Annotated in this window: 9 protein-coding genes; 3 read left to right on the forward strand and 6 right to left on the reverse strand. The window is 52.6% G+C overall.

Annotated features, from left to right (window positions below; genetic code table 11):
• The 5 genes from Q0294_RS02550 to Q0294_RS02570 form a co-directional block, all read right to left on the reverse strand.
• Positions 1 to 537: thioredoxin family protein (locus Q0294_RS02550; protein WP_299460609.1), on the reverse strand; the 537-nt coding region annotated here is incomplete at its 3' end.
• A 62-nt stretch (positions 538 to 599) separates the two neighbouring features.
• A complete protein-coding gene (locus Q0294_RS02555) occupies positions 600 to 2,918 on the reverse strand; it encodes an alkaline phosphatase D family protein (protein ID WP_299460611.1) in 2,319 nt (772 codons plus the stop codon).
• Positions 2,919 to 3,081: 163 nt separating this feature from the next.
• Positions 3,082 to 5,187: a prolyl oligopeptidase family serine peptidase gene (locus tag Q0294_RS02560; RefSeq protein WP_299460613.1), complete on the reverse strand. Its 2,106-nt coding sequence runs from the start codon at positions 5,185 to 5,187 to the stop codon at positions 3,082 to 3,084.
• Positions 5,188 to 5,334: 147 nt separating this feature from the next.
• Complete coding sequence (locus Q0294_RS02565; RefSeq protein WP_299460615.1) at positions 5,335 to 6,390, reverse strand: agmatine/peptidylarginine deiminase; 1,056 nt, start codon at positions 6,388 to 6,390, stop codon at positions 5,335 to 5,337.
• Positions 6,387 to 7,283, reverse strand: a complete 897-nt coding sequence (locus Q0294_RS02570; protein WP_299460617.1) for a carbon-nitrogen hydrolase — start codon at positions 7,281 to 7,283, stop codon at positions 6,387 to 6,389. The genes Q0294_RS02565 and Q0294_RS02570 overlap by 4 nt, the downstream gene beginning before the upstream one ends.
• A 334-nt stretch (positions 7,284 to 7,617) precedes the next feature.
• On the opposite strand from Q0294_RS02570, the gene Q0294_RS02575 reads away from it, so the two are divergent.
• The 3 genes from Q0294_RS02575 to yciA all read left to right on the forward strand — a co-directional run bounded on the left by Q0294_RS02575 (position 7,618) and on the right by yciA (position 11,533).
• On the forward strand, positions 7,618 to 9,288 hold the full coding sequence (locus tag Q0294_RS02575) for an NAD-dependent malic enzyme (protein ID WP_299460619.1): 1,671 nt from the start codon (positions 7,618 to 7,620) through the stop codon (positions 9,286 to 9,288).
• A 58-nt stretch (positions 9,289 to 9,346) separates the two neighbouring features.
• Entirely contained in the window at positions 9,347 to 11,041 is a 1,695-nt protein-coding gene (locus tag Q0294_RS02580) for a thiamine pyrophosphate-binding protein (RefSeq protein ID WP_299460621.1), read from the forward strand.
• A gap of 81 nt (positions 11,042 to 11,122) precedes the next feature.
• On the forward strand, positions 11,123 to 11,533 hold the full coding sequence (gene yciA / locus Q0294_RS02585; protein WP_299460623.1) for an acyl-CoA thioester hydrolase YciA: 411 nt from the start codon (positions 11,123 to 11,125) through the stop codon (positions 11,531 to 11,533).
• 41 nt (positions 11,534 to 11,574) lie between these two features.
• Here yciA and Q0294_RS02590 read toward each other — a convergent pair.
• A partial coding sequence (locus Q0294_RS02590; protein WP_299460625.1) for a hypothetical protein occupies positions 11,575 to 11,898 on the reverse strand: 324 nt, incomplete at its 5' end.

The raw sequence follows: 11,898 nt of genomic DNA on the forward strand, positions 1-11,898 counted from the left end.
GGGTTTCAGTCCCTGTTTGCCTGTGAGAGAGGCTTTGATAACATCAAATTTCGCATGTAATTCCAGTGCGCCCTGCATCGCTTTGGCGAGTGCTTCAATCGAAACATCTTCCGACCAGAGCGTATGATGCGAACGTGTGCCAAACCGGCCGTAAATCGTGCGGTCTGCATTCAGCATGAAGACCGCGAACGATTGATCGTAATCATACTGAAACAGCGACAGATCCAGACCGTTCGTCGAAATCAGCCGCACGCGCACAAACTGGTCCATCAACGGTTTGAGCGCCTGATCTTTCTCCATCAGCTCCTCATCCAGCTTCACACATTCTTCGCAGGGAATGCAACGCAGGACAACCAGTAACGGCTGCTTTGTTTTCTCAGCCTGCGCGAAACCTTGCTGCAGATCGTTGTAGATCCAATACCCGCCCGCTTCGACTTTCGCGCGATCCTGGAGAACTTTTTCTTCGCGCGTTTGCGCAAACGAAATTGAAGTCATCGTCAGCAATGTTAAAATACAGACACAAACGTTCTTCAACATCGTTCCGTCTCCTGGCACCGGCGGGTTGTGGGAAATGAGACACGTCTACTTACGGCTTTCGGTTACTGTAGCTGGTTTGCACCGCCATTTTCTTTCTGATGAATGACAACGGGCCAACCGGGAAACTCGTTCGAGGCTTTCCCATCGGTGGCATCGATCTGAAAACGGTAGGAGTGGATCGTATACGTTTTCTCTTTGGGGTCAATGAAAACCAGGCCAAAGCCGCTCCCTTTCTGGTGGGCCAGATCATAGCGGTTCTTTTCCGTACCTGGCTCAGGATTGCCGACTGCATACACATAGACCTGGTTCCCGAAGCCGTCCAGATATTCTCCGGTGTTCGGCAAGCCATGCTGAGGACGGTTTTCATGAGGCATGCCAACTTCGTCGGGGCGCCACCAGCGGGGATAACCGGCGGAGATCGCCGGCGTGCAGAAGGACCAGCTACCGTCGCGCTGCGCGTCGGCACCGTATTGTGAAAGCGTCGTCAAATGCTGATCCCCGTTGATATGCAGCGGCATCCCTTTGCGAAGCATACGTACCGTCCGATTGCGAGCCGTCTGAGGCCAGCTGCCGGCGTCGAGGTCTGCTTTCAGATAACCATTAAAACCGCCATGATGTGTGGCGACTCCGGAAAAGACGGTTTGACTTAATAAGACCTTAATCGTGTGTCCCCGCCAGTCAGCGCACCAGTGCTCGAGGAATTTCTCCTGTCGTTCGCCCAGCAGTTCGAGGCCCGGTTTATCCAGTTTGGATGTATCAAAATTGGGGTCAGTCACATGGTCTGCTCTGCCGCTACCGGTATCAACGTGTTCCGGACCACTTTTGAACTGCCGATCTCCCAGAATGGCAAAACCCACGCCACCATAAACCAGATCGCCAAAATACACACTGATATCCTGCTTACAGGGAGCAGGATCATAAAAATCAGGATGATGGGCGGCACAGGTTTTGTGAACGACATTCACCATCCGCGCCGGTTCACGATATCCGCCGTTAGAAGAAGTCGTCCCCTCTTTCATCGGCATACCTCCTTCTCCCCAGATATTTCCCTGGAACACATCGTGGTCGTCAGGAATGCAAATCGTGGGGCGATCGCGCATTGCTTCCCCAAACGCCCAGCCGTGCATGTAGAATTTGCGGAGGTAATTCAGAATGGCAGGTTCGGCGGGATCACGAATCAGGCCGAAGCCGCCATGATCTTCGTACAATTGATCGCCGGAGAAATACAGCAGATCGGGATCGACTTTCAGCAGGTTCTTTGCCACCGGTTCATAAGGGAATCCGTAATCCTTCTGACAGGTCAACGCCCCCAGATTGAAAGGACGACCTTCGGGATTGGAACGAATGATGCCAGTCCGCTCGGCGATGGTTTCTGTCCCGTCGGTCTGCTTTTCCCGATAAACCAGCTTGAACGGCGTTGTTTCCTTTTCGTTCCAGTGGGGAATGCGAAAGGTGGCGGTCCAGGCGTCAGTGTCGAGTGCCGCGGTTCCCAGCGATTTCCATGCATCCCCCTGCTTGATGAACAGTTCGACGTCCTTGTTATCTTGTTCGCCTAAGGGACCTGTCAGCGCGCTGATCTTCATCACGAAACCATCATCGCTGCGAGAATCGCTGAGCGAATACTGGGACCACAAAATCGGACCAAACTTGTGTTCGGGAGAGACCGTGAACGCGTCGCCGGATACCGACCAGTCGGTGAAACGATACCGCGCACCGATCAGGCGTTTGAAGCGGGCATCAAAGTTACTGACCAGCGCCACATTTCCCAACACCGCCTGTGCCGGAAATGTTTGTGTGAGTGTTGCCAGCGGTTTGTCAGATTCCGTTTTGGAAACGGTTAACGTCAGTGAATATTTATCGTCGTCCGGTTTTCCCGTGAGCGTCAATACGCAGTCTTTCATGTCAACCGGGTTATTTAACTTCTGCTGTTTGTTACCCAGCACCAGCGTCCCGTCAATCACACCTGCTTTGATGCCCCCTTTGGCGAAACAGTTGCTGCGATATTCATTGATATCGCTTTTTACCCCCACACGAAAACCAACGCCGCCATCCTGCTGTTTGACTTCGACCTGACTCACGCGAACAGACATTGCAAAAGGAGCGTCAACATTCGTTAGTTGATGCGTAACGAGTTGAATATTACGGTCGCCTCCGGTCGTCTGGCATTCGGCGGCGCCGTCCAAGATCCGCCAGTCTTCCATCGGGTTTGCCCAGAATTCTTCTCCCAGCCAGACCCGGTCATGTGTTTTGTTCCAGCGACCGATGACGGATGAATCCTTGTTCTGTTCTGCTGCTTCCAGAGTCTCCGTTTTTTTGAGACCAAAAAACGTGGTTCCCAGGGCAAACAATTTTAAAGCCATCCGACGGGTCAGCGATTGCATCAACGTATCTCCTATCGAGCGCAAACCGCCGATCACAGCAGCGGTAAGAAAGTGGAATAAATGAGATTGGGGTATCTCATTATTAAGGGCGCAGCGGGCTTTGTCCAGCGTGCTTCCCTGAATGGAACCGCTGTTTAAAGTTGTTTAGTAACTCAAGATCAGCTCAGTCCGCTTTCACCGCCAGATCTGCTGTCACACTCGCAGGCTGCGAGACTTTGACTTTGGAATCGCCAGCCAATTTGATCAGTTCTGGCAAGTCATACACTTTTAACGCCCCATGCACCGTGTTAATCAGCTGATTCTGAGTTTCCGGCGTTTTCACGACTTCCCCCCAGGAGGGTATCATGCGGCTCAAACTGATCTTTGAAAATTGATCCGGCTCGAGCGCCGCCGCATGGAGTGCGGGGATCGCCGTTTCACCAATGGCAATCAACTCCACTTTTTCTGGCTTGGCTTTTGATTGATATTCCGAGAGAAATCTCGCCGCCACCAGAATGTCTTCCGACCGCAACTTGACCATCGAATCACCCAGCAGATAAGCCAGCGCCCATTCATGGTAATTCGGTCCGAGCAGGCCATGCGACCAGCCGATCTTGCGATTGTTTTTACGCGAGGTTTCGCCAATGCAGCGCACGTCTACCGCCAGCACGATATCCCCCAGTTTCACTCGTTCTGCAATCGCGGCCCCTTCACCGGCGTCGATCTGTTTTCCTTCTCCCTGCAGATAGAGGACGAGTTCTCCTGACGGATTTTCAGGCTGAAACAACAGCGCCGGCAGAGGCACACCATGCGCGGGATTCAGAATCAGTTTTGTGATCTGATACCCCGGACGTTGGATGGTGCCGACTTCTTTGAATTCCGGCCGAGGCAGTTCGGCGAGTTGCGCGATGCCACTCACCTCGCGGACCCGGTCACGCAGCGTTTTCAGATCCCCGCTGCTCCACAGCTCGGTCCGCTCTGTTGCCAACTGATGGTTCAAGCTGTCATTGATTTCAAACAGCGAACGCTCGCCGGCGTCCAATAAAATCTGACCCGACTGCGAACATTGCAGTTCCTGATCGGTAAAGACCGGTAGATCTCCTTCGAAGATCGGATTTTCTTTGTGCATTAACCAGCGATTCATCCAGCGGGCTGCCCCTTCACGTAATTGAATCGTGAATCCATGCGGCGCGTCGGCTTCGATGATACCCACCCGCTCCGCATATCCCATACGTGTATAGAAGCGTTTTGCTTCGCGGAACAATTCCCAGGTACCGTCAATTTTGAATGTGCTGTCGTGCGTGCCGGCACAGATCAACGTTGGTTTGGGAGCCCGCATTAAAGTATAGTCGGCAATGTCCATCCCGTAGGCGAGTTGGCCGAAAATAACCTGCTCCCCATCCTGAGGTCCGTTGAAATCAACCAGATACCGAAACATGGTTGAATAACAGACGGGCGCTGCACACTGCACACGCTCATCAAGGGCCATAATATAACTGGTCAGAGTTCCGCCACCCGAGTTCCCCGTACAGCCGATGCGTTTCGGATCAATGTCCGGTCGACTGACCAGATAATCGATGCTCCGCATCCCGTCCCAGATCCGATAGCGGGCCGAATTGCTCCCCAGCGGAATCGAGCTGACCGTCATCAGCGTGTGCTCTGCCGTACAATAATACTGCACCCGTGGATGAGGCGGACGATAGCGACTGCCGCCGCGGAAAAATTCATTCGGCTCTTTTGAAAGAACCTGATACCGCTCCCCCTGACCGATGGGGTCATAACAGAGTGCGGCCATCCCGTTTTTGGCCAGCAGCATGCAGGCCCGCTGATATCCGTCGGCGGCTTTGCCATCATGACTGTGTCCGCAGGGAACCAGCACGCCTGGATAAGGTGGCTTCGTATTCGGCAGATACAAGTTGGCGGTCACGTGATGACCGGGCCAGCTTTCATAAATCACATTTTCGACGCGAAAACCGTCCCCTTTCAAGTGCCCGATCACGCGCGGGTTCAATGGGGTCCGTTCAGGAAAGCCGCCGACCTGAGTGCGAAAGAACTCTTTCATCTGTTTCTGGTAGGCGACACAATCTTCGGTTGTCTTGATCGCTTCATAGGTGGCTTTGCGTTTGGCAAATGCGGCATGTGCCTGCTGCTGCAGCGCGTGATAAACCAAACCGGATTCGGCTGCGTCCCCTTTCAATGGGGGCAGCACATTCAAGTCTTCGGCCGCTTCAGCAAACACTGAAACGATAAGAACAGAGAACAGAACAATCAGCGAAGGCAGTCGATTCATGATAGTAACCTTAGCAGCAGGAGTTCAGGCGGGTGGTGTGAGTCATGGCAGGGAACTGTGATCAGCGGATAAATAAACAATCCTTATTTATCGTACCCGCAATCAAGGCCAGACTCAATCGATTCCTGAAAATCTAAGACCGAATCGCTATTTTTTCGCCGCCGCCGTGATCTCATGGCTCAGGCAGTGCAGCGTCCCCAGTCCCCAGACGAGATCGACGGCGTGAATGCCGATGACTTGCCGGTTGGGAAAGAGTTCACCGAGCACGCCGAGTGCAATTGTGTCGTTCGGATCATTAAACGTCGGCACCAGCACACAGCCATTGGTTACCAGGAAATTGACATAGCTGGCGGGAAGCCGCAGGTCTTCAAAATCGAGGCGACCCGGCATCGGCAGGGGAACGACTTCCAGTTTGCTGCCCTCTTCCAGACGGGCCTGTTTCAGACGGTCCAGATTTTTTTCCAGGCGGCGGTGATTGATATCTTTTTTGTTAGGTTCCACACAGGCGACCACGGTCGTCGGATTCACGAAGCGGCAGATGTCATCGACGTGGCCGTGCGTGTCGTCCCCTTCGATGCCTTCGCCGAGCCAGATCACATTCGTCACGCCCAGATATTCCTGGAAGATGGTGGCATAATCCTGTTTGGTAAAACCGGGATTACGGACCTGCGTTTTTTGATCAAGCAGACATTCTTCGGTCGTGATCAAGGTCCCCTTGCCGTTAACTTCGATCGCACCCCCTTCAAGAACGACGGGGCGCCCCTGATAAAGCACTTCCGTTAAAGGCACCTTCAAGGCTGTCGCGACGGCTGCGGAGATTTTCCAGTCCAGTCGGTGATTGGCATACTTGGCCCAGCCGTTAAAGCGAAACTGCAGCGCCTCGCGTTTACCGTCGCTCCGCTGCACGACAATCGGGCCGGAATCGCGCATCCAACTGCGGTTCGTATTTTGAATAATGTACTTGACCTGTTTCGTATCGGCGTGTGCCTGCCGGAGCATGGCGCCGACAGTTTGCTGCTGGCTTTCCGACTTCACGACCAGCAGCACGCTTTCGAACTCTACGACCTTGCGAATCATTTCAACGAACGCCCATTTGATGACGTCGTACTTGCCGGGCCAGTCATTGCCGTTAAAGGGAAATGAGAGTAGCGTCGCCTGATGCGGTTCCCACTCGGCGGGCAGTCTGCGGGTGATGTTGCTCATTGAGAAGAATCATCATGATAGAGTTTGAGAATATTGCCATACGCGTCTATCCGGCGGTCGCGCAGGAAAGGCCAGTTCTGACGGACTTCCGCCATCAGATCCAGGTTGACCTCAGCAATCAGAATTTCTTCCTCATCAGCCGAGGCCTGCGCGAGAATTTCCCCCTGCGGGCCGCAGATAAAGGAAGATCCCCAGAATTCGAGACCCGGCTGTTCCGGTTCCGGCTGTTCGAAGCCGACCCGGTTGACGGCAGCGACGAAGGTACCATTTGCGATGGCGTGACTGCGTTGAATCGTCATCCAGGAATCGTGCTGTCTGGGACCGTACTTGGCTTTTTCATGCGGATGCCAGCCGATAGCCGTCGGATAAACGAGCACGTTTGCACCACTCAGCGCCGTGATCCGTGCGCCTTCCGGGAACCATTGATCCCAGCAGATCAACGTGCCAATTTTTCCGAACTGGGTCTGCACGGCTTTGAAACCGAGATCGCCGGGTGTGAAATAAAACTTTTCATAAAAGCAGGGATCGTCGGGAATATGCATCTTTCGATACAGGCCCGCTTCACTGCCATCCGCGTCGATAATGTAAGCGCTGTTGTGATACAGGCCTTCGGCTCGTTTTTCGAAGAACGGAACAATAATCACCACGCCCAGTTCTTTCGCCAGTTCGCTGAAGGCGGTAAACGATTTATCGTAGAGTGGCTCAGCGAACTCAAAATATTTCGTCGTTTCCTTCTGGCAGAAATAAAAGGAACTGTAAAGCTCGGGCAGGCAGATGACCTGTCCCCCCTGCTCGGCGGCGATTCGAACCCACGCGAGACACTTTGACAGGTTCTGGTCAGGCAGCCCATTCAGCGAAACCTGCACCAGTGCGAGTTTGAATTGGCGTATCATAAGGCGATTTATCCGGAGACTTTGAAGTTAAAAGCGAGTGATCCGACTGACGACATCCAGAGAGACCAGATCTTTCCAGAGCAACTGATATTTACGATATCTGATTCTGAGTTGCAAGCAGTGCATGAAAAACTTCGCCTGTTTCCCGCCAATTCCGCGGTATTTCCGCCTGAAAACATTCCGCTTCCGGGAATCCGCGCACTTTCTCGAGAGTCACATCGACAGACTCACCGCTTTTCCATTATTCTATGGCAGATTTCAGAGGACCTGCAGGGGACTGCCGGCAGTCGACTCTTCATCAACCCACGTCATATTCACATCGGGACACGAAACCATGAATTCAGGACGGTCAACAGAAGAATTTACTATCGAAAAACGTGGGGCATTGCTGATCGAAGACCCGCTCCTGAATAAGGGAACTGCCTTTACCCAGGAGGAACGGATCAAGCATGGACTGCTGGGACTGCTGCCCCCCCACGTAGATACGCTCGAAGAACAGGTGGCACGGTCGTATGAAGCATTCTGCGATTTCCATACTGATATCGACAAGCATATTTTTCTCAGGCAGCTCCAGGATGAAAACGAAACCTTGTTCTATCGCCTGCTGCTGGAACACATCACTGAAATGATGCCCATCGTTTACACGCCCGTCGTGGGTCTGGCCTGTGAACGCTTCAGCCATATCTACCGACGTCCGCGGGGGATTTTCATCTCGTATCCCGAACGTGAATCGATGGATGCGATTTTTGAAAATATTGAACGAGACATTGACGTGATCGTGGTGACAGACGGCGAACGCATCCTTGGTCTGGGAGATCAGGGGGCCGGAGGCATGGGCATTCCGATCGGAAAATTATCACTGTACACACTCTGCGGCGGAGTTGCTCCCGCCAAAACATTGCCGATTGTGCTGGATCTGGGAACGAATAATCAGGAACGGCTGGACGACCCGCGTTACATCGGCTGGCGGGAAAACCGAATCAAAGGCGCCGAGTACGACGCATTTATTGAACAGTTCGTGGATGCCGTCAAGAAGCGGTTTCCGCATGTGCTGCTGCAGTGGGAAGATTTTGCTTCTGTGGATGCAGAACGGATTATTGAAAAGTACCGCGATGATCTGTGTACGTTTAATGATGACATTCAGGGAACGGCGGCGGTGACGACGGGCACGATCTTAGCCGCAATTGCGGCCGCTGGTGGGAAACTCGAAAATCAACGGATTGTCATGCTGGGCGCCGGATCGGCCGGCGTGGGAATTTGCCTGCAGCTAAAACAGGCCATGCTGCAAACCGGCATGAGCGAACCGGAAGCGCGTTCGCATTTCTATGTGATTGACTTCGATGGATTATTACACACAGGCCGGACTGATCTGGATAAGTTACATCTGCAACTGGCCCAGTTGCCGGAAAATCTGAAAGGCTGGGACTGCGATGTCTCGGGAGCGATTTCTTTCGCCGATGTGGTTCGTAACAGTAAACCGGGTGTGTTGATCGGAGCCACCGGGCAAGCCGGCGCATTTTCCGAAGCCATTATTCGTGAGATGGCAAAACATGTCGAGCGGCCCGTGATCTTCCCGCTCTCCAACCCGACTTCGCGTGCAGAAGCAACACCCACCGATTTATTGAAGTGGACGAACGGCAATGCAGTCATCGCCACCGGGAGCCCGTTTGATCCAGTTGAATATAATGGGGTCACGCACACCATCGCGCAATGCAATAACAGTTATATTTTCCCGGCAATGGGGCTGGGCATCCTTGCTTCCCGGGCACGACGGGTCACCGATTCCATGTTCATGGCAGCTGCGGCTGCATTGAAAGAAACTTCGCCCGCGCTCCAAGATCCCACTGCATCGCTGCTCCCTTCCTTGACCATTATTCGAGAAGTCGGCCAAAAAATTGCGCGGGCCGTTGTAGCGGCAGCCATCGAAGCGGGAGTCGCTGACTCAATCACTCAGGAAGAAATTGACGAGCGCATCGAAGAAACCATGTGGAAACCAGAGTATTGATATCACACAGCCTGTGACATCTCCGGATGATACGAATTCATTGATAGAAGGAACTTTCATGTCTGATAATTGTACAACCACTGTTGGTTCGTATCTGGCTTCCCGGTTGGAAGAAATCGGTTTACAACACTATTTCGCCGTTCCGGGAGATTACAATCTTGTCTTACTGGACAAGCTTCTGGAAAATAAAAACCTGAAAATGATTTCCTGCTGCAATGAATTAAACGCAGGATATGCCGCCGACGGTTATGCCCGGGCTACAGGCGGTGCGAGCGCCGTGTTCGTGACGTTTAGCGTGGGAGGCTTGAGCCTGCTCAACGCAATCGCCGGGGCGTATGCCGAAGATTTACCGGTGATCGCCGTCTCAGGTGGGCCGAATACAAATTCGGAAGCCGAGTTTGAAATGTTACATCATACGCTCGGTTTACTCGATTATGATTATCAACGAGAGATTTTTTCCAAAGTGACTGCGGAAGCCGTTACGATTCATGATCCGAGAGAAGCCCCCACGCAAATCGACCATGCGATTCAGACAGCGCTCCGCTTTCGCAAACCGGTGTATATTGAAATCGCCTGCAACATCGCGTCTGCCGTCACATCAAAACCCAATGTACGATCGTTCGGCGGCCCGACCGCCAGCGATCCGCTTTCACTCAAGGCAGCCGTCGAACGAGCCGCGGAATTACTGAATGCCGCCGTCAAACCGGTTCTGGTATCGGGCGTCAAACTGCGGTCTTTTGGAGCGGAAGCGAATTTTCACAAACTCGCAGACGCGTCAGGTTATGCCATTGCCAGCATGCCGAACGCCAAAGGCTTTTTTGACGAGCAGCATCCGCATTACATGGGAACCTACTGGGGCCCCGTTGGTTCGCCCGGCTGTGGTGAGATCGTGGATTCTTCAGACCTCTGCCTGTTTGCCGGCCCGACGTTTACCGACTACACAACCACCGGCCATGCGGCACTGATCAATCCTGCTAAGGTTATTCAAGCGCGACCGAACAGTGTCGTTTTTCCGAATCAGACTTTCAGCAACGTCAAGTTAACCGAATTCCTGGAACAACTCGCGACAAAGTTGAAGCCGAATGACGCTTCGATGATTGCCTTTAAACGGATTCAGGAAGAGGTCACGCCACTGCGTCCCGGCACCCCGGAAACACCGCTTTCGACACGGCAACTGTTTTCGCGGATTCAGCAGATGCTGGGGCCTGATTCGACAGTGCTTGCAGAAACAGGAGATTCCTGGTTTAACGGGATCCAGCTCAACCTGCCCACAGGTTCGCGTTTTGAAGTGCAGATGCAGTACGGTTCTATCGGCTGGTCGGTCGGTGCGACGTTGGGATACAGTGTCGGCGCACCGGATCGACGTCCGATTTCGCTGATTGGGGATGGCTCGTTTCAACTGACGGCACAGGAAGTCTCGACGATCATTCGTTACGGACTGAAGCCGATCATCTTTCTGATTAACAATCGCGGTTACACCATCGAAGTCGAAATTCATGATGGTCCTTATAACACGATCAAAAACTGGAACTACGCCGAACTGGTCAATGTCTTTAATGCGGAAGATGGTAATGGCTGGAGTTGCAAGGCAGGTACGGAAGGTGAACTCGATGAGGCGATTAAAATGGCGGTTTCGCATAATGGCCCGGCTCTGATTGAAGTCCTCATCGATCGGGACGATTGCAGTAAAAACCTGCTGGTCTGGGGAGGACATGTGGCGAAAAACAATGGTCGTCCGCCGCGTGTATCATAAGAAAACTGTGGCATCCAAATTCACATTGGTCTGAGTCAGAAGGGCATCGTCTTTCCCAACTGCAAACAGAATGGAACGGCAATGGAAGAAATCTGCGGTCTGCCCGATGGAAAACTGATTCTGCGAACGTTGGCAATGCCCGCTGATACGAATGCCAATGGCGATATTTTTGGCGGCTGGATCATGTCGCAAATGGACATTGCCGGCGGGATCTTATCAAAAGAAATTTCGGGAACCCGCACGGTGACGATTGCTGTGGAGTCCATGAAGTTTATTCGTCCGGTCAAAGTGGGAGATGTGGTGAGCTGTTATGGCACGGTGGAAAAAATCGGAACGACTTCGATGAGATTGCAGCTGGAAGTCTGGGTCGAACCGGTGCTCAGACATGAAGATTCTCATTGCCCGTATTTCAAAGTCACTGAGGCAAATTTTACTTATGTCGCCATCGATAAAGCTGGCAAGAAAACACCGATTGTCAAACATGGCTGTTGATTTACGGACAAATCTCATTGACAAAATTCGTTTTAAATCGGTTACTCTTTTACCACAGTGAGAATGGGATAAATCTGCATCGGCTCTGTCACCTGATCGATTATGCGAAATCCGGTCGATTTCAGTATTTGCTGCATGTCGTCCGCGTTGCGTTTCACATGTTGCAAACCGAAAACGCGTTTGAGAAACGGACTGCCGTTGTATGGGTCAACCAGTCCATGTGTCACCAGAGTTCCGCCGGGAACCATGACTTGATGCAACGCGTGTAACAGCTCTGTCAATTGCTGATCATTCAGATATTCCACCAGCCCGATCAGTTTGACGATCTGAGGTTTCGTATCTGGCAAAACTTTATGAATTTGCCG

It is taken from the genome of uncultured Gimesia sp. (assembly GCF_937919775.1).
In the GTDB taxonomy this organism is placed as follows: domain Bacteria; phylum Planctomycetota; class Planctomycetia; order Planctomycetales; family Planctomycetaceae; genus Gimesia.

What these genes read in the sequence shown, in the direction of transcription:
- Q0294_RS02555 (WP_299460611.1), bottom strand. Translation starts at nt 2,918, where the DNA reads ATGCAATCGCTGACCCGTCGGATGGCTTTAAAATTGTTTGCCCTGGGA.
- Q0294_RS02560 (WP_299460613.1), bottom strand. Translation starts at nt 5,187, where the DNA reads ATGAATCGACTGCCTTCGCTGATTGTTCTGTTCTCTGTTCTTATCGTT.
- Q0294_RS02575 (WP_299460619.1), top strand. Translation starts at nt 7,618, where the DNA reads ATGAATTCAGGACGGTCAACAGAAGAATTTACTATCGAAAAACGTGGG.
- Q0294_RS02580 (WP_299460621.1), top strand. Translation starts at nt 9,347, where the DNA reads ATGTCTGATAATTGTACAACCACTGTTGGTTCGTATCTGGCTTCCCGG.
- yciA (WP_299460623.1), top strand. Translation starts at nt 11,123, where the DNA reads ATGGAAGAAATCTGCGGTCTGCCCGATGGAAAACTGATTCTGCGAACG.
- Q0294_RS02570 (WP_299460617.1), bottom strand. Translation starts at nt 7,283, where the DNA reads ATGATACGCCAATTCAAACTCGCACTGGTGCAGGTTTCGCTGAATGGG.
- Q0294_RS02565 (WP_299460615.1), bottom strand. Translation starts at nt 6,390, where the DNA reads ATGAGCAACATCACCCGCAGACTGCCCGCCGAGTGGGAACCGCATCAG.